Annotated in this window: 17 protein-coding genes; 8 read left to right on the plus strand and 9 right to left on the minus strand. The window is 50.5% G+C overall.

Features of this window, described 5'->3' with window-relative positions:
• From H4O21_RS14335 to H4O21_RS14350, 4 genes are all read right to left on the minus strand, one after another.
• On the minus strand, positions 1-729 hold the full coding sequence (locus H4O21_RS14335; protein WP_182809567.1) for a sulfite exporter TauE/SafE family protein: 729 nt from the start codon (positions 727-729) through the stop codon (positions 1-3).
• A 166-nt stretch (positions 730-895) separates the two neighbouring features.
• Complete coding sequence (locus H4O21_RS14340; RefSeq protein WP_182809568.1) at positions 896-1,639, minus strand: DUF3726 domain-containing protein; 744 nt, start codon at positions 1,637-1,639, stop codon at positions 896-898.
• Positions 1,640-1,665: 26 nt separating this feature from the next.
• Positions 1,666-3,387: a hypothetical protein gene (locus H4O21_RS14345; protein ID WP_182809569.1), complete on the minus strand. Its 1,722-nt coding sequence runs from the start codon at positions 3,385-3,387 to the stop codon at positions 1,666-1,668.
• 349 nt (positions 3,388-3,736) lie between these two features.
• Positions 3,737-4,639: a LysR family transcriptional regulator gene (locus H4O21_RS14350; RefSeq protein ID WP_182809570.1), complete on the minus strand. Its 903-nt coding sequence runs from the start codon at positions 4,637-4,639 to the stop codon at positions 3,737-3,739.
• 242 nt (positions 4,640-4,881) lie between these two features.
• On the opposite strand from H4O21_RS14350, the gene H4O21_RS14355 reads away from it, so the two are divergent.
• The 4 genes from H4O21_RS14355 (at position 4,882) to H4O21_RS14370 (ending at position 9,649) form a co-directional block, all read left to right on the plus strand.
• Complete coding sequence (locus H4O21_RS14355) at positions 4,882-6,348, plus strand: aldehyde dehydrogenase family protein (RefSeq protein WP_182809571.1); 1,467 nt, start codon at positions 4,882-4,884, stop codon at positions 6,346-6,348.
• A 15-nt stretch (positions 6,349-6,363) separates the two neighbouring features.
• A complete protein-coding gene (locus tag H4O21_RS14360; RefSeq protein ID WP_370463931.1) occupies positions 6,364-7,383 on the plus strand; it encodes a dipeptidase in 1,020 nt (339 codons plus the stop codon).
• Between the two features lie 220 nt (positions 7,384-7,603).
• Positions 7,604-9,178 (plus strand): BCCT family transporter, encoded by a 1,575-nt coding sequence (locus H4O21_RS14365; RefSeq protein WP_182809572.1) that lies wholly within the window; start codon positions 7,604-7,606, stop codon positions 9,176-9,178.
• Positions 9,179-9,271: 93 nt separating this feature from the next.
• A complete protein-coding gene (locus tag H4O21_RS14370; RefSeq protein WP_182809573.1) occupies positions 9,272-9,649 on the plus strand; it encodes a RidA family protein in 378 nt (125 codons plus the stop codon).
• Positions 9,650-9,850: 201 nt separating this feature from the next.
• Here H4O21_RS14370 and glcF read toward each other — a convergent pair whose 3' ends face one another.
• From glcF to H4O21_RS14390, 4 genes are all read right to left on the minus strand, one after another.
• The gene (gene glcF, locus H4O21_RS14375; RefSeq protein ID WP_182809574.1) at positions 9,851-11,095 is read right to left on the minus strand and encodes a glycolate oxidase subunit GlcF; all 1,245 of its coding nucleotides are present in this window, start codon (positions 11,093-11,095) and stop codon (positions 9,851-9,853) included.
• A gap of 11 nt (positions 11,096-11,106) precedes the next feature.
• Positions 11,107-12,243, minus strand: coding sequence for a glycolate oxidase subunit GlcE (glcE, locus tag H4O21_RS14380; protein ID WP_182809575.1), 1,137 nt, complete (start codon positions 12,241-12,243; stop codon positions 11,107-11,109).
• Positions 12,240-13,730: an FAD-linked oxidase C-terminal domain-containing protein gene (locus H4O21_RS14385; protein WP_255487310.1), complete on the minus strand. Its 1,491-nt coding sequence runs from the start codon at positions 13,728-13,730 to the stop codon at positions 12,240-12,242. Before H4O21_RS14385 ends, glcE begins: the two co-directional genes overlap by 4 nt.
• Before the next feature lie 66 nt (positions 13,731-13,796).
• Entirely contained in the window at positions 13,797-14,471 is a 675-nt protein-coding gene (locus tag H4O21_RS14390) for a haloacid dehalogenase type II (RefSeq protein WP_182809576.1), read from the minus strand.
• Between the two features lie 142 nt (positions 14,472-14,613).
• On the opposite strand from H4O21_RS14390, the gene H4O21_RS14395 reads away from it, so the two are divergent.
• Positions 14,614-15,366, plus strand: coding sequence for an FCD domain-containing protein (locus H4O21_RS14395; protein ID WP_182809577.1), 753 nt, complete (start codon positions 14,614-14,616; stop codon positions 15,364-15,366).
• A 37-nt stretch (positions 15,367-15,403) separates the two neighbouring features.
• Here the strand turns inward: H4O21_RS14395 and H4O21_RS14400 are convergent, their stop codons facing one another.
• Positions 15,404-17,398, minus strand: a complete 1,995-nt coding sequence (locus H4O21_RS14400) for a DNA topoisomerase III (protein ID WP_182809578.1) — start codon at positions 17,396-17,398, stop codon at positions 15,404-15,406.
• Between the two features lie 302 nt (positions 17,399-17,700).
• Here H4O21_RS14400 and recA point away from each other — a divergent pair, with 302 nt between their 5' ends.
• From recA to alaS, 3 genes are all read left to right on the plus strand, one after another.
• Positions 17,701-18,771, plus strand: a complete 1,071-nt coding sequence (recA, locus tag H4O21_RS14405; protein WP_182809579.1) for a recombinase RecA — start codon at positions 17,701-17,703, stop codon at positions 18,769-18,771.
• 187 nt (positions 18,772-18,958) lie between these two features.
• The gene (locus H4O21_RS14410; protein WP_182809580.1) at positions 18,959-19,486 is read left to right on the plus strand and encodes a regulatory protein RecX; all 528 of its coding nucleotides are present in this window, start codon (positions 18,959-18,961) and stop codon (positions 19,484-19,486) included.
• Positions 19,487-19,722: 236 nt separating this feature from the next.
• Complete coding sequence (gene alaS, locus H4O21_RS14415) at positions 19,723-22,347, plus strand: alanine--tRNA ligase (RefSeq protein ID WP_182809581.1); 2,625 nt, start codon at positions 19,723-19,725, stop codon at positions 22,345-22,347.
• Positions 22,348-22,381 lie beyond the last annotated feature (34 nt).

Consider the following 22,381-nt stretch of genomic DNA (forward strand, 5'->3'; position numbering starts at 1 on the left):
TCAGGCGAAAGAAGACCATAAGCCTTTTAACAGAATGCCGGTGGCGGCCAGAGTACACAAGCCGATAATAAGAGGCTTTACGTTGGTTCCGGGAAACTGCCGGCTGACAAAACCTGCCAGTTTATACCCCAGAAACACACCCGGCAGCAGCGGCAGGGTCAGCATAAAAGTCTGCCAGCTGAAGTAGTTATTGATGGCCAGCATGATCAGTGAAACCGGTGTCGTTATCAGGAAAAACAGGGCCAGATCATTTCGGGTCGTTAGCCTGTCGGATTGCTGGTAAGCCATTGCCATCGGAGGACCTCCTACTGACGTGGCGGTACCCAGAAGCCCGGAAAAAAAGCCTGCAATACTAAGAACTCCGGATGAGGGGGCAAGATTAACCCGGCTACGGGTTACCTGAATTGCCAGTAACAGGGATAACCCGAACAGAATGCTGACCAGATTCTGAGGCAGACTGGCCAGTAATAAAGCACCGCACCAGGCTCCAGGAATACGTGCCAGGCAAGCAGGCAGAATACGTTGCCAGTTCATCTGTTGATAATTACGCAATACGACCAGAGCAGATAATACAAAACCCAGCAGCAGTATCGGGCCTGGAACGTAATCCGGTGAGATAAAGTACAGCAAAGGCGCTGATAGCAGGCCAAACCCCAGACCAATCCAGGCTTGTACTCCTATCCCCAGGGTGACGATGATAATCGCCAGAATATCAATTGATTCGGTCACACAGCACCTTAGCGAACAGCAGAAGAAAAGCCCCGATTATCCCGTTATTCCACTGTTACGTCGTTGTTTACAACAGATGAATGCGAAGAAAGCCGGAGCTGAAGCTAACGACAAATCTCCGAGTGTTAGCTATCTGTGTCCGAAGTGAACAGTGAATATCATGGGGTCAGCCTGCGCCCATGCGGGATTGATCACTGTTTTCTACCAGTACACCGGTTCCGATACTATTAATCTCAGCCCACAGATCTTCATCAATTTCGATACCAGAATCGATGCTGTGCTCTTTGTTCTGCTCAACCTGTTGCGCACTTACATACTGAACGTGGTGGTTGCCCGGAGATTGCTGCAAAGAGGTGGTCAGATCCACACGAGAGCTACAGATGATGGTTAGTGCCTGTTTGTCGTCAGCACCGGCTTTCAGATTAGTGATCGCTTCTGCGTAGCTCGGATAGCGTTCACCGGCTTTAATCGCAGCGGTATGCTCAGTCACAGATTGACTGCCGTTACGCCAGTAAGCAGCGACACTGATACCGCGACGACCACAGTCGGTCAGAGCTTTCAGGATAAACTTACGGTTGTGGCAGTTGTGTACCGTGACGGTTGCAATACCGCTTTCCAGCGCTTTCGCGTGCGCCAGATCGACAGAGGCAGCGATACAGTTCAAGGCACTGCGACCATTACTGTCGATAATGGCTGAGGTGCTGTCTTCGTAAACCACCTTGCTTAGCGGCTTATCGCGATCTGCCGTGATAAAAGGCAGAGCACGTTTCAGCTCTTCCAGACCATCCAGACCGTGTTTCTCCAGCCACAGAATCATATTGGCGGCATCTTCATAGTTGCCGACAAAGTAACCGCTGGCTTCGTAACAGCGACGCAGGGCAGCTTTTAGTTCGTTCATTGAAATTTTCATGGTTAACGCTCCTCTATGCTGCCTGATTAATGGTTGTTTTCGGTGGTCGGTGCCAGTGGCATAAACCAGTCATCATTGAATGGTTTTCCGATATCTTCTAACAGAGGCGCACCTTGGAACATGGTATTGCGCACCCACAGTTTGGATTTTGGATCGAATTTGCTCACGCCGAAGAATGCCAGTTTGGCGCGCAGCAGGTGCATCGGCAGAATGTCACGATCCAGCAGGTTGGCCTGAATATCGCCATAGATGCAGCGGTTCATGCTCTGAATACGACGTACAATGCCACGCAATTTAGGACGTGCCACCATAAAGCGAGCGGTGGTGTGCTCCGGGTGCAGTTGGACATATTCGCTCAGCTGGTCGTAACACTTGCGTACCGCATAACCTACGCCCAGTGCCATCTGCTTCTCTTTACCATGGTCACAAGCGGAGTGACCCAGACGGGGTTCCATCTTCTCTTCTGAACGGTACCAGAAGATTTCACGGGAGCCTTCAGCTCCAAAATCGATATCCAGTGCCCAGCGGTAGCGATCTTCGATCACGGCTTTCAGCGCCTGAACCGGCATCAGAGGGTCAAGATCCAGAAACTCTTCTGCAGCCTGGTAATCATCCAGGTCTTCGACCAGCTCTGGATACAGTTCCAGCATGATAGAGACCAGCATTTCCTGACCCTGTACCGAGCAGTTGGCTTCGCTCCACTGGATCAGTTCGTTCCAGTCGCTGAAGTTTTCCTCAACCTGCTGCTGCAGAGCTTTCAGATCATTCAGTACCAGCTGGTTATTGTCAGTCTGCCACGCATCTTCAGTGACGGTTTGCTCAGTGTGCTGGCTGCAACGGTCAATCAGTTGCTGGAAGCGGATACGGATACGCATATCAATCTGTCCCAGAGCACGCACCCGGGCCAGCGCCAGTTCACGCATCTCAACCCACTGATTGATCAGGTGTGGGTGATTCACCAGATAAGGTGCCATACCCAGACCAGTGGAGTTTCCGATACCAAAGTAGCGTTTGATCTCGTCCTGCATCGGCTGATAGGACTCAGGGGATTTGTGTTTAGCAATATGCTCAGCCTGAGTCAGGCTGAAGTTACGCAGCATTAGACAGACAAACATCTCTGCGGCAAAAGGACGGGCAAAGTCGGTGTAACGACTTTGTACCTTATCCCAGTCCGCCATACCCAGCTTACCGCTGCCGTATACCGCAGTGGTGCGGTACAGGTAGCCCACTTCAGCAATTTTGCTGATATCCGGCTGTTCACCCTGAGCCAGTTGATCCACCACATAGTTAAAGTTACGGGCGCTACGGTTGGCACGGGACAGTACAAATACGCGGGAATCAACGCGACCGGCTTCCTGTTTAGGTACGTTCTGACGTAGCTTTTCCAGGTAGATATCATCCACTTCACCATCAACCAGGGCCATGGTCAGATCCCATTTGGTTGCGATGACCCTGTCATTACGCTCTTCGTCAGACAGATAATCGGAGAAGATGACAAAGTTAAATAAGCCGTGAGGTGCCTGAACCTGATAGATTACGGTGCCGTAGCCTTGCTCATCCAGATCAAAGCGACGGGTTTCGATCTGCCAGCGTTCGCGCATGATGCGACGAACCAGGGCGCGCATAAAGCTTAAACGGCTCTGGTGCAGCGCACCTAAACGTTCCAGATTCATCACCTGGTCAGCTGGTCGTAAGGCCAGCGCGTTGTCCCCTCTTAGAGAAGCATTAATGGCGGCTAGGGTTGTCATTATTATTGTCCTCTTCTTATGTCTGCCTGCATTGTTTTAATCAGGATTCGCAACAGGATTTTTATCAGTAATGTTAGCTTGTAAAACGTCGTCAGTTGATGAGCCAATCTTGAGTCAAATCTGCCTGCGCCGACAAATCAGAAGGTTATATCGGGTGATAAGTAAAATTTATCAAAACCTTGTCTGTAATTATTTTTACTAAGGTAGGGATGGGCAAAACCCATTGAAAAATGGGGGCTTTTATTCAGTTTAGTGGTTTTAGTGGGATAGAGCCCTGAAAAACAGGGTGCTGGAAAAGAGCGACAAAATATTGATGGAGAGCAATAAATGCTCTCCTTTGCCCGTGTGTTTAGTCTCGATGGTCTTGGCTGTGCTGCTTAATAAACTCCACCAAAGCCTCGGCCGGTGGTGACAGGGATTTGTTATTCATCTGCACTATACCGATATGACGGATCACCTTGGGGCTGCTTAAAGGCACAAAAGTCAGCTTCTGGTTATCTTTTGGTACTGCATACCAGGGCAGGGTGGTGATACCAAATCCTGCTTCCAGCATCGCAATCAGCGAAATCATATTTGAGATATAGAACTGAGACAGCCCTAACAGAGGACTGGCTTCAGTGCCTTCTAATATGCGGGATGTGCCATTACCGATTAAGCGGTGTTGCCTTAATTCTTCCCAATGAATCTCCTTCTGATCTGCAATGGGGTGATCAAGGGGGCACACTACCCCGATCTGATCATCCCAGATCGGAGTGAAGCTTTTATCGGTGTGTTCCTCTTCATGGAACAGACTGGCGAGGCCAAAATCCACTTCCTGACTTTCAACCATTTTTATGACGGCATCAGAGTTACCATCAAAAAAACTAATATGCAGATCCGGTGCATCAGCAACAAACTGCAGCAACAGCTCTGGCAGAATACGAGTGGCAATAGAAGGGACAGAAGCGATACGCAGGTGACCGGTTTTATGTTCCGCCAGTAGTGTCATATCTTCGGCTACACGGTCGTGGTGTGCGATCAGCTCTTTTGCCTTAGGCAGAAAGTAACGGCCAAAAGGTGTAAGCTCTGTTTTTGCTGTTTTGGCATTACGCTTTTCAAACAGGCTTTCACCCAGTTTATTTTCCAGATCCCGAATAGACAGCGATATGGCTGGTTGAGTGCGATGGGCTTTTTCAGCTGCTGCATGGAAACCTTTCAGCTCTGCAACCCAGACGAAATGACGGAGTTGGGTGATTTTCAGCTCTGGTAGCATCGCTTTTTCCTCTGTTTTCTCTTATCAAAAGCCCTGTTCAGGCTTAGTCAAAGTACCGTCATAAGCCAATGAATAAAGGGCCTGAGTACGTTTGATGCTTGATTATCCTCACCTTTTTTATGGTCTGCTGTTTGAGCGATTTTCTTTGGTAAGGAAAACTTATCAACGAATATTATTTATTAATTTTTATTATTAGATGCCTGGGCCTAAGATGCAAACAACGATTTAAGAGAGGTAGCGTTATGACAACAAATACAAACACCGGGTCTGATCAGGTTTTCCGTAACTATATTGGTGGTGAGTGGGTAGAAGGCAATAAAGGTAGTGTTGCCAACATCAGCCCTGCAGATACCAGCGATGTGATTGGTCATTACGCTCAGGCAGATAAAGCGCAAACTGAAGCTGCTATCGCCGCTGCTGAACAAGGTCAGATTGAATGGGCAAAGAGCGGTCTGGAACAGCGCTACTCTGTTCTGATGGCCATCGGTGATGAACTGATCGCCCGTAAAGATGAGCTGGGTGAGATTCTGGCCCGTGAAGAAGGTAAAACACTGGCGGAAGGTATTGGTGAAACGTATCGCTCCGGTCAGTTCTTCCACTACTACGCGGCAGAAGTACTGCGTCAGATGGGTGAAACCGCTGAATCGGTACGCCCTGGTATCGAAATTGAAACCCGCCGTGAGCCAGTAGGTGTTGTGGGTATCATCACCCCCTGGAACTTCCCGACAGCCACAGGTGCCTGGAAAATTGCTCCGGCACTGGCGTTTGGTAACGCTGTGGTTTGGAAACCTGCGAACCAGGTACCTGCTTCTGCATGGGCGCTAACTGAAATTATCTCTCGTCAAAACTTGCCTGCAGGCACGCTGAACCTGGTGATGGGGCCGGGTGCTGAAGTGGGTGATGTGATGATCAACTCTCGCGGCATCAATGCACTGACCTTCACCGGTTCTCTGGAAACCGGTCGTAAAGTGGCGGCTGCTACTGCGGTAAATCTGGTGAAATGCCAGTTGGAGATGGGTTCTAAGAACGCTCTGGTGGTACTGGACGATGCGGATCTGGATAACGCCGTTGAGTGTGCGGTAAACGGTGCCTTTGGTGGTACTGGTCAGAAATGTACTGCGTCTTCCCGTCTGATTGTGACCGAAGGCATCCATGATCGTTTTGTTGAAGCGGTTGTTGAGCGCATGAAGAAACTGGTGATTGGTCACCCGCTGAAAGAAGGCGTTCATATTGGTGCTGTGGCTGACGCCCGTCAGATGGAACAGAACCTGGCCTACCTGGAACTGGCTAAGAAAGAAGGTGGCAAGCTGGTATACGGTGGTGAAGTACTGAACGAAGATACCGAAGGCTACTACATGCAGCCTGCGCTGTTCACTGAAACTACGAATCAGATGACCATCAACCGTGAGGAAGCCTTTGCTCCGATCGCCTGTGTGATCAAGGTAAAAGATTACGACGAAGCACTGGCGACTCTGAATGACACTAACTTCGGTCTGACTGGTGGTATCTGCACAGAATCTCTGAAGTACGCCTCTGACTTTAAGCGTAATGCGAAGACCGGTTGTGTGATGGTGAATCTGCCAACGGCGGGTACCGACTACCACGTTCCATTCGGTGGCCGTAAAGATTCCAGCTTCGGTCCACGTGAACAAGGCTCCTATGCCAGGGAATTCTACACCGTTGTAAAAACGACTTACATCCGCCCATAACCGGGAGCAGGTCTTATGACGACACAGCAGAATTCAAACAATAACGCGCTGCATAACGATCTGATAGTGATTGATGGTCTGCAGTATTCCAACTGGAATCGCACCATCTTTGAACAGCTGCGCGAGGGTGGTGTGACCATGGTGCATGTCACCATCGTCTACCACGAACAGATTCGTGAAACCCTGCTGCGTATCTCAGAGTGGAACCGTCACTTTGAGCATAACAGCGATCTGATTATGCCGGTCAGAAGTGCGGCGGATATCCGTCGCGCTAAAGAATTGGGCAAAGTGGGCATCATGTTTGGTGCCCAGAACTGTTCGCCGATAGAAGATGATATCGGCATGATCGAGGTGATGCGCGAGCTGAACCTGATGATTATGCAGCTGACCTATAACAACCAGAGCCTGCTGGCATGTGGTTGTTACGAAGCTGAGGACAGTGGTGTCACTCGCTTTGGTCGCCAGGTGATCAAAGAGATGAACCGGGTCGGTATGGTGGTGGATATGAGCCACAGCGGTGAGCGCAGCACACTGGATGCCATTGATATTTCTGAGCGTCCTATTGTGATCTCGCACGCCAACCCGACCAGCTTCCACGCGGCTAAGCGCAATAAGTCCGATACGGTGCTAAAGGCGCTGGGCGAATCCGGCGGTTTACTGGGCTTCAGCCTGTATCCGTTCCACCTGAAAAATGGCCCGGATTGCACACTGGATGAGTTTTGCGACATGGTGGCCAGCACCGCTGATCTGATGGGCATTGATCGTATCGGTATCGGTACCGATCTGTGTCAGGATCAACCGCTCTCTGTTCTGGAATGGATGCGTAACGGTCGCTGGTCAAAAGAGATGGATTATGGTGAAGGTTCTAAGTCCAATGCGGACTGGCCACGTCCATTGTCCTGGTTCCGGGACAGCCGCGACTTTCCGAATATCACCAACGGTCTGCTGGCGCGGGGCTTCAGCCCTGAAGAAGTGGCCAAAGTGATGGGCTTGAACTGGCTGAACTTCCTTGATGATGCTCTGAAACCAGAATAAACCCACGGTAATTTTCTGATCACGCTTGTTCAAATCCCATTTGATCGAGCCGCGATTTGAGACCCGCTGTGTCCGGTTTACGGGTAAATTGTGCCTGTAAACCGGAAAATTGGCCGAAAAATAGTGATTTTGATCCTGAAATCACCGTTTTTCAGTCTATGAAAATCTGGTTTAAGAGCCCTGATAGCGTACAAAAATAAAAGACATCAGGAGACTTATAATGAACGATACAACCCTGGCCTCTGCACAAGCAGACGAGGCAGTTATGATTAAAGGCAAGTTTTTTGACGGTGTCGATATTCCCGTCTTTCTGATCAGCGGTGGCGTACTGGTACTGTTTGCTGCGTTTGCGCTGTATGACATCAAGCTGGTATCCGGCTGGGTGAATACCGGCTTTGCCACCTCCACTAAATTCTTCGGTGCCTACTGGCAGGTACTGTTGCTGCTGACCTTTATTATCGGCTTGTTCCTGGCGATTGGTCGTACCGGTTCTGTAGTACTGGGTGGCCTGAAAACCCCTGAGATGAGTACTTTTAAATGGATCTCCGTGATCATGTGTACTCTGCTGGCCGGTGGTGGTGTGTTCTGGGCTGCAGCTGAGCCTATGGCGCACTTCACTTCTCCTCCGCCTCTGTTTGTAGGTCTTGGGGGCGGCGAAACCGGTACGGTACAAGCGGCTTATAACGCACTGGCACAGAGCTTTATGCACTGGGGTTTCCTGGCGTGGGCGATTCTGGGCAGCCTGACCGGTGTAGTCTTTATGTACCTGCACTACGAAAAAGGTCTGCCACTGAAGCCGCGTACGCTGCTCTACCCAGTGTTCGGCGACAAAGTGATGAAAGGCCCTCTGGGTGCCATCGTTGATGCCTCCTGTGTACTGGCAGTAGTGGCAGGTACGGTTGGTCCTATCGGTTTCCTGGGGCTGCAGGTGAGCTTCGGACTGGAAAAACTGTTTGGTATTCCTGATGTATATGCCACTCAGGTGACCATTCTGATGGGCCTGATTGCCATCTACACCCTGTCGGCGGTAAGTGGTGTGACAAAAGGCATTCAGCTTCTGAGCAGTGCTAACGTGATTCTGGCTGTGGTACTGATGGCCTTTATCCTGCTGTTTGGCCCTACTGCCTTTATCTTTGATAGCTACCTGCACTCGTTTGGTATCTACCTGGATCAGTTTATCCCTATGGCAACCTTCCGTGCTAACCCAGGTTGGCTGGACTGGTGGACCGTATTTTTCTGGGGTTGGTTCCTGGGTTATGGCCCGCTGATGGCGATGTTTGTGGCGCGTATCTCCCGTGGTCGCACCATCCGTGAAATGATCCTGTTGATCTCTGTGGTAGCACCTGTGATCACCTGCTTCTGGTTCACCATTGTCGGTGGTAGTGGTCTGGCCTTTGAACTGGCAAACCCTGGCGTGATTTCAGAACCTTTCACTGGTTTTAATCTACCTGCTGCGCTGCTGGCAATTACTGAACAGCTGCCAATGGGCTTTTTGATCTCTGTGTTGTTCCTGGTACTGACTACAATTTTCGTAGCCACTACCGGTGACTCCATGACCTATGCGGTTTCTATGGTAATGACAGGTACAGACAGTCCTCAAGCGGGTATCCGTGTGTTCTGGGGTGTGATGATGGGTCTGGTTGCGGCGCTGCTGATCTCTATCGGCTCAGGTGGTATCTCTGCCCTGCAGTCCTTTATTGTGATCACCGCTGTACCTGTATCTCTGGTACTGCTGCCATCACTGTGGAATGCCCCTCAGATCGCCAGGAAAATGGCGGATGAACAAGGTCTGTAATTCTTCTAAAGATTACTCAATATACGGGCCACAACTATCCTGATACAGGGAAAGAGTGGCCTGTTTCTTTCCTACGGGTTGAAAATAGTCAAAATGAAACAAGCTGTTGAAACTGAACTTTATGCCTCTAAAGCACCGCTGGAATGGGCTGTTATTGCTAACGGTCAACTGTCCACGGCTCAGATTCCCATCGACCAGGACGGTAAAGTGGTTGGCGGTGGTATTGAAGCTCAGGCGCGTCAAACCATGGATAACCTGCAGCACACTATTGAGGCCGCAAACCTGACAATGGATCACGTCACTCAGGTACTTATCTATGTCACTGATCGTGACCAGCTACCTGTGTTTAACAAGGTATATGCCGAATATTTCCAGGCGCCTTACCCAAACCGTGCCGCGATGATTGTTGCCGGTCTGGCCCGTGAAGAGATGCTGTGTGAAGTCGTGGCGTATGCTGCAGTCACTCAGTAATTGATCATATCTGCTATGGGCATAACCAGACTTACGTTTCTGTTATGTCGCTCCGATTTTGCTTCTGCCGTTGGAGTAAATCGTTGTTTGTATCGGCGTCGGAGGCCTCATCAGTTCCGATAAAGGTACAGACCCTTTGTTGCGAGCCTGCGTGCCAGGCTCGCTTTTTTCTCCTTAAGTTTTATCCCGTTTTATCTGGTTTTAATCCAGTTTTTCATCCAGCAATTCGATCCAGTGCCGGACCGGAATATCTGACTGGCTTTCCAGGTGTAACTGACAGCCAATGTTCGCTGTAACAATCTGATCCGGCTGATCCGATGTCAGAGCAGCCAGTTTGTTGTTCAGTAATGTCTGACTTAATTCAGGTTGCAGAATGGAGTAGGTTCCGGCTGAGCCACAACACAGATGTTTATCCCGGGTTTTTGCCAGTTCAAAGCCTGCCTGTTGCAGAATGCTCTCCAGGTTATCGCTCTGTTTCATGCCATGTTGCAAAGAGCAGGGGCAGTGTACTGCTGTTCTGATTGCTTCATTTTCTGATGAGTCCGCTGCATCAGACCTGGTCAGATTCAGTTTGCTCAGATCTTCTTCTGACAGGATTTCACTCAGGTCTTTACAGAGTTCACTGACCAGACGGGCTTTGTCTGCATAGTCCGGGTCATCTTTTAGCAGGTGGCCGTATTCCTGAATGGTGACACCGCAACCAGAAGCGGTCGTGACAATGGCATCAACACCTTGCTCAATGGCTGGCCACCAGGCATCAATATTGTTGCGCATAAAGTTCAGGGCTTCATCATCTGCCGACAGATGCTGGCTGACAGCGCCACAGCAACCGGCTTTGGGCATTTCAAGCAAGGTGATACCTAAGCGATCCAGCACTCTGGCAGCCGCCGCGTTGGTTGTGGGAGCTGTAGTTGATTGCACACATCCGGCCAGTGTCAGCATGATGCGTTTATGGCTGTTGGCGGGCCAGGGGGATGATGGGCGTACGGGTGGAATTTTTTTCTGCAGATTTTCAGGCAGTAAAGGTTTAAAGGTCCGTCCGGCAGCCAGTAATGCTTTAAAGCGTGCCGGGTGAGGCAGAACCTGACGCAGCCCCCAGCGTAGCAAACGTTGTCCCGGACTTCTGGGAAGTTTCTGTTCAGCCAGACTGCGGCCAATATCCAGCAAGCGGGCGTACTGAACACCGGATGGGCAGGTGGTTTCACAGCTACGGCAGCTCAGGCAGCGATCCAGATGCTTGCGTGAGGCTTCGGTCAGAGTACCGGTTTCCAGAAATTGTTTGATCAGATAGATGCGCCCTCGTGGGCCGTCTCTTTCATCGCATAACACCTGATATGTGGGGCAGGTGGCGGTACAAAAGCCACAATGGACACAGGCACGCAGAATACTTTCAGCTTCGTTGACCACATCGATCGTCTGCAGAGGCGGATGGATTCGGGTTTGCATAACAGATCTCCTTACATCCAGCTGTACAGTCGGCCCGGATTCAGAATACCGGCTGGGTCCATGGCCTGTTTAACATTTTTATGCAGGCGTTCCAGAACAGGATTCAGTGTCTGATTGATCTCCTGCGACCGGTCACCACCCTGCCACAGAGTGACGGAGCCTCTGGCGTTTTCAGCCAGCCTTTGCAGGCTCTGCAACTGGGTGTTCTGTTGTTCGGCTAAGGTTTCTGGTGTGCGCAACCAGCGTTGTGATCCACACCAGTCGATCAGGCTATCTGAGACCTCAATGCCTGTCTGGTGAACCGCCGGAGCCAGATCATCAGCCGTGCTGTTTACTGAGAAACGCCATAGTGCACCGGTTTCTGTAAACACCGGCAGTTGCTGGTGCTGCAGTTGCTGCCAGAAATTATCCTGGGTTGCCTGTTGGAAGCCATACTTCTGTGACCATGACGTGACTGTTTTATCCACAGCCCGGGCTGCGCCGGATAAACGAATATGCAGCTGATCCCGATACCAGCAGGCACCGGTTATCGGGTTAGCCTGTCCGGCCAGCTGGTTCATCAGAACAATCGCTTCACTGGCTGGCAGTTCAAGAGTCAGTCCTGTGCTGTACTCCGGACGAGGCAATACTTTAAAGCTTATCTCTGTGATGACACCCAGTGTGCCCAGAGCACCAGCCTGCATTCTGGAGACATCATAGCCTGCAACATTCTTCATCACCTGACCACCAAACCTCAGGTATTCACCTGTGCCATTGATCAGTCGTGTACCCAGCACCATATCCCGTACCGAGCCGGTCCAGGGTCTGGCCGGGCCTGACAGGTTTGTTGCCAGTGTACCGGCTATCGTTGCCTGGCCATCAAAGTCCGGCGCTTCGAAAGCCAGTATCTGCTGATGCTCATCCAGAGCCGCCCGGAGTTCTGCCAGAGTTGTGCCTGCTCTGGCGGTCATGACTAACTCCACCGGCTGATAACTGATAATGCCGGTATGGGCGGCTGTGGAGAGCGTACTCACATTATCTTTGGCCTTATTTTTATGAGGTGTTCTGCCAGCAAAGGCCTTGCTGTTATTGCCCTGAATCATCAGGGGGGTACGTTGCTGATAAGCCTGGCAGACCTGGTCAATCAGCTGAAGTGTCAGGTCTTTCATGAATGATCTCCTGCTGAATGGTGGTGGGTCAGAGGCATCACAGAGGTATCGCTGGAGGGTAATGAGCGGTATTCCTGACAATGCTTCAGTACCGGTATGCCCTTTCCGGGATTCAGAGTTCCGGCAGGATCAAAAGCCTGCTTCAGGCGATGGAACTGAGCAATCTCCTGTTCATTGAACTGGGCAGACATCTGGCGTATTTTTTCCATACCAACACCGTGTTCGCCGGTAATACAGCCACCGACCTCAACACACAATTCCAGAATGCGGCCACCAAAGGCTTCTGTCTTCTCAAATTCACCGGGAACGTTGGCATCGAACAGAATCAGAGGGTGCAGGTTGCCATCTCCGGCATGGAAAACATTAGCCACTCTGAGCCCGTATTCTGCAGACATTTTCTGCATTTCTGTCAGTACCCGTGCCAGTTGACTGCGGGGAATCGTGCCATCCATGCAGTAATAATCCGGTGAGATACGTCCTACAGCCGGGAAGGCGGATTTACGACCTTTCCACATGGCGGCTCGTTCGGCTTCGCTACCGGACACCTGGACGGAACTGGCACCCTGTTGCAGAAAAAACTGCTCAACACGTTCAATATACTGATCCACTTCTTCAGTGGTGCCATCCAGCTCACATAGCAGCAGTGCTTCAGCATCCAGTGGGTAACCGGCATTAGCGAAGGCTTCTGCAGCATGAATCGCGTGGGTATCCATCATTTCCAGGCCTGCGGGGATAATGCCAGCGGCGATGACAGCACCGACAGCATCACCGGCAGCCTGTACTGTATGAAAGCCTGCCATGACAACCTGGGCTTTTTCCGGCACCGGCAGCAGACGAACAGTGATTTCGGTGACAACCCCCAGTAATCCTTCAGAGCCGGTAATCAGTGCCATCAGATCCAGCCCGGCACTGTCCAGACCCTCACTGCCAAGAATAACCCGTTCGCCTTCTACGGTGATCATTTCGACACTCAGAGCGTTATGTACTGTCAGGCCATATTTCAGGCAATGCACTCCCCCCGAGTTTTCTGCAATATTTCCACCGATGGTACAGGCGATCTGAGATGACGGGTCAGGGCCGTAGTACAGGCCATATTCTGCAGCCGCTTCACTGATTGCCAGATTACGCACACCCGGTTGAAGGCGTGCGGTCCGGGCCAGAGGATCAATATCCAGTATCTGGTTAAATTTAGCGAGAGACAGTACCACGCCCTCTTTATGGGGCATGGCACCGGCGCATAAGCCCGTGCCGGCACCACGGGCCACTACCGGAATCTGATACTGGTGGCAGATTTTCATCACCTGCTGTACCTGTTTCAGGGTTTCCGGCAGGACTACGATCAGCGGCATCTCGCAGTACATTGATAACCCATCACATTCATATGGCTTTTGGGTTTCTTCATCCGCAATAACATATTCCGGATCGATAAATTCGGAAAACAGCCGGGCCAGCGTCTGCCGGTCTGGTTTACCTGATTGACTCATCATCACATCCTGTTGTTTTATTTTTATTATCTGTTGCGATTATGTCTCTGGCGCTTTGCCAGGGAGCTATCAGGCCCCCAGTGCGTCTTTCAGCTCTGTCAGCTGACGAATCACCAGGCTGGGCTCTGTACCCCAGGGATCAAACACGGCATCAGGGGAGCGTTGAACCCAGGCGGAACGCATCCCTGCAGAGATAGAGCCAAGCACATCAAAGGGATTGCTGGAGATCAGCCAGGCATTCTCTCCGGTCGCCTGGGCCTGACGCAGAAAGTGACTGTACACTCCCGGATTGGGTTTAAAGGATTTCATATCATCCACACTGACAACCCCGGTAAAATGCTCCCGGATACCTGCCGATTGCAGCAGGGTTTCTACCGCTTCTGCCCGGCCATTAGAGAAAGCGTACATGCGTACATCTGCGGCCTGTAAGGCTGTCAGCGCCGGAGCGACATCATCAAACGCAGGCAGGGTACGATAAGCAGCCATCAGTTGCTGTTTTTGTTCATCTGACAGATCGTGTTTAAGCCACAGACAGGTGTATTCAAGGGCATCCCGGGTACAGACTGCAAAATCAGCATAATTTTGCATCAGACCTCTGCGAAAAGCATATTCCAGCTGTTTGTCCCGCCAGGTTTGCGAGAATAATCTGGCCTGATCACCAACCAGAGTCTCCAGTAATTCCACTACGCCATGGGTATTAATTAAGGTGCCATATACGTCAAACGCCAGTACAGGGGGATTCATCTTTGTGGACTCCAGTCTCTTTATTTGCCATTGAATAGTGTGACAATATTTAATGATGGCGAGAGAGTTCTCTTGTCGTCTATTATTTTTCAACTGGTCAGACCAGTTTTGTTTAATGTTTCTTCTAAGGTAATGTCCTCTTATGTCCTCGTTATCCGGTGCACCGTCAACTTCTTTAACGACTGCTCAGGCTGTAGCTCGTTCGATAGAAGCGTTGATTCTGGATGCGGCACTGGCTCCGGGCGATAAGCTGCCCTCTGAGCGTCAGTTGATGGCTCGTTTAGGCGTATCCCGGGCGATGGTGCGGGAGGCGCTGAAATCTCTGCAGGGGCAGGGGGTCATCGAAACCCGGCACGGTCAGGGTTCCTTTGTCTGCGATACTCTGGCTAAGCCTGAAGATAATGAACCTTTGATGCAGCTTTTTCTGGGGCATAACCGGACCTTGTATGATGTGTATGAGGTCAGAGAACAACTGGAAGGACAGGCTGCAGCTCTGGCTGCTGAGCGAGGATCAGAGCAGGATTTTTACTGGATAACCAAAGCGTTTAACGCCATGAAGGATGAAAAGGACCCGCAACGCCTGGCTGAACGGGATCATGCATTTCATCAGGCTATCGTAGAGGCCTCACACAATGGTGTTCTGGTACATATTCTGAGCAGCCTGAAAGGTCTGGTGCAGCACTCGGTCGCAGCATCCGTTTATAACCTGAGTCACAGGGATGCCTTTAAGCCTCAGATGGACAAGCATCATCAGCAGATCTGGCAGGCAATCACCCGCAGGCAGCCTGTAAAAGCCCAGAGAGCTGCCCGGGCACATGTTCGTTATGTGGCACAAAGCCTGAGAGATATTGAGGTGCAGGAACAGAGCATAATCCGGGCATCAGAGTTACTCTGATCCCCGGATTCTGTCATATTTCAACGGTTGCTCCGATTCAGGCGTTTCTGTTGCTCCCGGTTTTTTGTCGGCTTTTTGAGCCGGATGATTTGCCTGCACCAGAACCTGAGCGGCTATAGCCAGATGACCGGCGGCCTTTCTTTTTAAAGCCGTTGCTATTTTCCAATCCGGCCAGGCCAGACATCTGAGTGGTTTTAGCCTGCTCAACCATGCTGTTCAGTTGCTGCTGCATGGGAGTCATAAAACCATCGTATTTCAGCGCTTTCTGACTGATTTGCTCCAGCATAGATTCCCAGTGCGCAGTCATATCCGGCAGCGTTGCAGATTCTGGCAGGTTGTTAATCAGTGCCTGTCCGGCAGGTGTCGACAGAATCAGTTTATTCTGTCGTTGCAGAAAGCCCCGTTTGAACAGTAGCTCAATAATACCGGCTCGGGTCGCCTCGGTGCCCAGACCGTCGGTATCTTTCAGGATTTTTTTAATGGCTTTATCTTTGACGAAACGGCCGATTCCCGTCATGGCTGACAACAGGGTTGCATCGGTAAAGTGTTTTGGCGGCTGAGTCTGTTTTTCCAGTAGTTCTCCATGACTGCAGTGCAGGGTATCGCCTTTCTTCATGGCGGGCAGGTGCTGTTCATCCGGCTCCTGCTCAAACAGCTTTTTCCAGCCCAGATCAATATTCTGCCGGGCTTTGGCAATAAACAGGCCTCCGGCAATATCAAAGCTGATCTGCTGAGTATTATATCGATAAGCCGGATAAAACTGTGCCAGATACTGTCGGGCTACCAGTTCGTACAATTTAAGTTCCTGGGCCGATAAGCGTGATGCATCCATGCTTTTAGTGGTTGGAATGATGGCGTGGTGGGCATCTACCTTGCTGTCATTCCAGGCTTTACTGACCAATGCCTGATCAGCCTGTTCTGCACCATTTCCCAGATTATGAGCAGTCCGGCCAATGGCCTGAATCACCGATGATACATCCTTAAGCTGTTCTTTTGGCAGGTGACGGCTGTCGGACCTGGGATAGGTAATCAGATTATGCTTTTCATACAGGGCCTGACACAGATCCAGTACCTGCTGGGCAGAAAAGCCAAAACGTTTATTGGCCGCAATCTGCAATTGTGACAGGTTAAAAGGCATTGGCGGTGATTCTTTCTTACTCTGTTGTTCAACATCGGTCACCAGCGCAGGCTGATCGTGAATACGAGTCACCACATGCTCAGCCAGCTTTTTATTCAGCACCCGCCCTTCTTCGTCCATATGGGGCAAACAGGCTTCGCTGGGTTGCCACTGAGCGGTAAAATGGTGTTCATCTGATGCTGTCTTATCTGCCGCCGAAAGCTGAAACTGCAGATGTGCCAGTACTTCATAATAATTTTTGGGCTGAAACTGTCTGATCTCTTCATCCCGTCGTACCACCAGACCCAGTACAGGGGTCTGTACCCGTCCGACAGATAACACGCCTTTATATCCGGCTTGCTGGCCTTTCAGAGTATAGGCGCGGGTCAGGTTGATACCATACAACCAGTCGGCGCGGCTGCGGGCCAGAGCAGACGTTGCCAGAGGTACAAATTCCAGATTACTGCGCTCATTATTCAGCGCCTTACGGACAGCACCCGGGTTGAGGTCACTGATCAGCACACGGCGGGTATTCTGGCGTTTACTGACAGGGACTTTCAGGTAACTGATGACTTCATCGACCAGTAATTGTCCTTCCCGGTCCGGGTCGCCAGCGTTGACCAGCACTGAGGCTTGTTTCACCAGTTTACGCAGAACGGTCAGCTGCTTACGGGTTTGCTTTTTCGGCTCCAGTTGCCATTCATCCGGGATAATAGGCAGTTTATCCAGTTGCCACTTTTTTAATGCCGGATCGTAGGCTTCGGGATCAGCCTGTTCCAGTAAGTGGCCAATACACCAGCTGACGCAGTCTCCCTGACCGGTCTCGATATAACCGTCATGTTTTTTATGAGGCTTAGGCAGAACCGCAGCAATGGCGCGTCCCAGGCTGGGTTTTTCAGCGATATAGAGTTTCATAATGTCGTATACAGTAACCGATATCAGTCCTGCTAACCTGTTGATTTATCAGAATCATAGCGAGATGCACAGATTATGGCTCTGGTTGCTCTCAGGCAGAAAGCGTTAGCAGACTGAATATGAATAATCCGGATGGGCTATTTTTTATCGGATGAAGGCACGGATCGTTTTATAATAAGCACCAGTAACACGGTCTGAATCAGGCCGATAAAATCATTTTACCCTTCAGGGCTATACTGTACACGGATACTGTTTTCATATACAGTATTTGTCCAGTTGAAGAGTTTACTTAAAGGTGCGTTATGTCAGATCAGGAAAACCGTCAGAAGGCGCTGGGCGCCGCATTGACTCAGATTGAGCGTCAGTTCGGTAAAGGCGCCATTATGCGTATGGGCGAGCAGCCTCGTGAAGCGATTCCTTCGGTCTCCACCGGCTCTCTGGGTCTTGATGTGGCACTGGGTATCGGCGGTCTGCCATTTGGTCGTATTGTTGAAATCTTTGGCCCTGAATCTTCTGGTAAAACGACACTGACACTGCAGGTCATTGCAGAAGCTCAGAAACTGGGAAAAACCTGTGCTTTCGTCGATGCGGAACACGCTCTGGACCCTATTTATGCTGAAAAGCTGGGCGTCAACCTGGATGAAATGCTGGTGTCTCAGCCGGATACCGGTGAACAGGCACTGGAAATCACGGATATGCTGGTGCGTTCGAATGCGGTTGACGTGGTGATTGTTGACTCGGTAGCTGCTCTGACGCCTCGTGCAGAAATTGAAGGTGAGATGGGTGATTCTCACATGGGGCTGCAGGCGCGCCTGATGTCTCAGGCACTGCGTAAAATTACCGGCAATATCAAAAATGCCAACTGTCTGGTGATCTTTATTAACCAGATCCGTATGAAGATTGGTGTGATGTTCGGTAACCCGGAAACCACAACCGGCGGTAATGCACTGAAATTCTATGCATCTGTACGTCTGGATATTCGTCGTACCGGCTCTGTGAAACAGGGTGATGAAGTCATCGGTAATGAAACCCGTGTGAAGGTAGTGAAGAATAAGGTATCGCCACCATTTAAACAGGCTGAATTCCAGATTCTTTATGGCCAGGGCATCTACCATGCCGGTGAAGTGATTGATTTGGGTGTCCAGAATAAGCTGGTAGATAAAGCCGGTGCCTGGTATAGCTATAACGGTACTAAGATTGGCCAGGGTAAAGCGAATGCGGCTCAGTACCTGCTGGATAATCCGAATATTATGAGTGAAATTGATGGCAAGCTGCGTGAGCTGTTGCTGACATCAATCCCGACTAAAGAAGAAGCTGATGCTAAAGAGGCTGAAGCGGATAAGGCTGAACCTCAGGACGATAAATTGTTATAAGCTGATTTACAGGTCTGGCTATTTAAATAAAAAGATGGTTGATCTGAGGAACCTTCCTTAAATAGTCGAATCAGAATATAACAGATATTTTCCTTTGCTCTGCTTAGCCAGAAAGTTTTTCAGATAATCTGACAGACTTTCTGGCTCTTTATTATCCTGTCCTCCAATTACCGGAATCGCTGTCATTATGTCTGGCCGAAAACTGACCTCTGAATCTGAAATCTATCAGGCGGCTATCGATCTGTTGTCTCGCAGAGACTATGCTGCAGTAGAGCTGAAGCAGAAGCTGCTGGCAAAGGTGGAGACGGATCGACAATATCACTCTGAGATAAATGATACTGAAGAGAAGGGTTTATCAGCTTCTCAGCAGGTAGATCAGGTGATACAGCGTTTGCAGGATAGTGGGTATCAGAGTGATGAGCGCTATATTGAAATGCTGGTCAGAGCTCGTAAAGAGCGAGGGTATGGCCCTCAGTATATTGCTCAGTATCTGAATCAGTACCGTCTGGACAGTCAGTTGATTGAGGAATATATCGACAGCCGTGATAAGCAGTGGAATGAGTATGCCTGTCGCCAGCTGGAGAAAAAATTCCGACAACCCAGTGATGATTTTAAGATGCGTCAGAAGCAGCAACGTCATTTATATCAGCGGGGTTTCAGCAGTGATCAGATTCGATGGGCTTTATCCCGTTTTGATGAGCTTTTTCGAGAATGATTCTCAAAAATATGTCAGCTAATGAGCTGAACGTTCCGGTATAAGTTGCCATCTTCCGACAAAAATCCGCTCTAAGATCAAAGTAATACTACCTTTCCTGAGCACAGGTCTTATAATGTTTGCCCTTTACCCCCGGACTACGTACAGATTAGGGCAGTTATCTCGCTCATTGTCAGAGTGATTGTCATGCCCGTCATCCGGGCCTTCGATCATGCATTCGCCAACGGACCTGTTGTATGAAAAGCGCAGATATTCGCCAGGCCTTCCTGAAATTCTTTGAATCTAAAGGCCATAAAATTGAGACCAGTAGTTCACTGGTGCCTGCTGATGATCCTACCCTGCTGTTTACTAACGCAGGTATGAACCAGTTTAAAGATTGTTTCCTGGGTATGGAGAAACGTGACTATACCCGTGCAACGACTTCCCAGAAGTGTGTGCGTGCCGGTGGTAAGCACAATGACCTGGAAAATGTGGGTTATACCGCCCGTCACCATACTTTCTTTGAGATGCTGGGTAACTTCAGCTTTGGTGATTATTTCAAACAGGATGCGATTAACTTCGCGTGGGAATTCCTGACCTCTAAAGCCTACATGGGCCTGCCAACCGAAAAGCTGTACGTGACCGTATATGCGTCGGATGATGAAGCCTATGATATCTGGACCAAAGAAGTCGGTGTACCTGAAGATCACATGATTCGCATCGGTGATAACAAGGGCGCACCATACGCATCAGATAACTTCTGGGCGATGGGTGATACCGGTCCTTGTGGTCCTTGTACTGAGATTTTCTACGATCACGGCCCTGAGATTGAAGGTGGCCTGCCAGGTACGCCGGAAGAAGATGGCGACCGTTATATCGAAATCTGGAACGTGGTATTTATGCAGTTCAACCGTACTGCCGATGGTGAGATGCAGCCTCTGCCTGCACCGTCTGTGGATACCGGTATGGGTCTGGAGCGTATCAGTGCAGTAATGCAGGGCGTTCATGGCAACTACGATATCGATCTGTTCCAGAACCTGCTGAAAGCGGTAGCGGATGCAGTGGGTTGTGCCAACGATGGTAACCCATCACTGAAAGTGATCGCGGATCATATCCGTTCTTGTAGCTTCCTGATTGCCGATGGTGTGATTCCTTCTAATGAAGGTCGTGGTTACGTACTGCGTCGTATTATCCGTCGTGCTTGTCGTCACGGTAACAAGCTGGGTGCCACCGGTCTGTTCTTCCACCAGCTGGTATCTGCATTGGCTGACGAAATGGGTGATGCTTTCCCAGAGCTGCGTGCTCAGCAGGAAACGATTGTGCGTCTGCTGAAATCGGAAGAAGAGCAGTTTGCTAAGACGCTGGAGCAGGGTCTGAAGATTCTGGAGCAGGATCTGGCCGATCTGGAAGGTAAAGTGATCCCGGGTGACGTGGTATTTAAACTGTACGACACCTATGGTTTTCCAATGGATCTGACGGCTGATATCGCCCGTGAACGTGATCTGGAAGTGGACGAAGCCGGCTTTGAAGTAGCGATGGAAGCTCAGCGTGAGCGTGCTCGTTCCAGTAGCAGTTTCGGCCTGGACTACAATGCTCTGATCAAAGTGGATTCTGAAACGGTATTTACCGGTTACGACGGTACCGAAGGCACAGGCTCTGTTGTTGCGTTGTTCCGTGACGGTAAAGAAGTTGACACACTGAATGCCGGTGAAGAGGGTGTGATCGTACTGGATCAAACGCCTTTCTATGGAGAATCCGGTGGTCAGGTGGGTGATTGCGGTATCCTGACTAAAGACGGTGCGCGTTTTGACGTACGTGATACGCAAAAAGCCAGCGGTGCTTTTCTGCATCATGGTCTGGTAGCGGAAGGTTCTGTCAGCAAAGGCGATAGCATCAATGCTGTGGTTGAAGCAGATCTGCGTCTGCGTACCGCTCATAACCACTCGGCAACTCACCTGGTTCATGAAGCACTGCGTCTGGTGCTGGGCGATCACGTACTGCAGAAAGGTTCTCTGTGCGACAGCCAGCGTCTGCGTTTTGACTTCAGCCACTTTGAAGCGGTAACCCCAGAGCAGCTGAAGCAGGTTGAAGAGATTGTTAACGCTCAGATCCAGGCAAATCTGGAAGTAACCACGGAACTGATGGATCTGGAAGCCGCAAAAGCTAAAGGTGCTATGGCGCTGTTTGGCGAGAAGTACGCCGGTGAAGTACGAGTACTGAGCATGGGTGAGTTCTCCGTTGAGCTGTGTGGTGGTACTCACGCTAAGCGCACCGGTGATATCGGTCTGGTACGTATTGTGTCTGAAGGTGGTATCGCGTCTGGCGTACGTCGTGTTGAAGCGGTATCCGGTGCTGAAGCCATTGCTTACACCCAGAGCCGTGAAGCTCAGCTGAGCGAAGCAGCGGGTCTGCTGAAGTCTAAACCGGATCAACTGGTTGAGCGTCTGTCGGCTAGCCTGGATCGTAGCCGTGCACTGGAAAAAGAGCTGGAGCAGCTGAAAGCTAAACTGGCCAGTGCGGCAGGTTCTGATATGGCCTCTCAAGCGGTTGAGATTGCCGGCGCTAAGGTGCTGGCGGTGAACGTTGAAGGTGCAGATGGTAAGTCTCTGCGTGATATGATGGATCAGCTGAAAAACAAACTGGGCAGCTGTGCTCTGGTACTGGCTGCTGTAAATGGCGACAAGGTTGCTCTGATCGCTGGCGTCAGTAAAGACCTGACTGGCAAAGTGAAAGCGGGTGAGCTGGTTAATCACGTTGCGACACAAATTGGCGGTAAAGGCGGTGGTCGCCCGGATATGGCGCAAGCGGGCGGTAATAACCCTGCGGCACTGCCTGGCGCACTGGAATCCGTTCAGGCCTGGGTTGAAGAAAAACTGTCTTAAAAGCAGTTTTCTGACACAGGAGAGTGGTCTCGCT

The sequence above is a fragment of the Oceanospirillum sediminis genome, from assembly GCF_014164585.1.
Lineage (GTDB): Bacteria > Pseudomonadota > Gammaproteobacteria > Pseudomonadales > Halomonadaceae > Oceanospirillum > Oceanospirillum sediminis.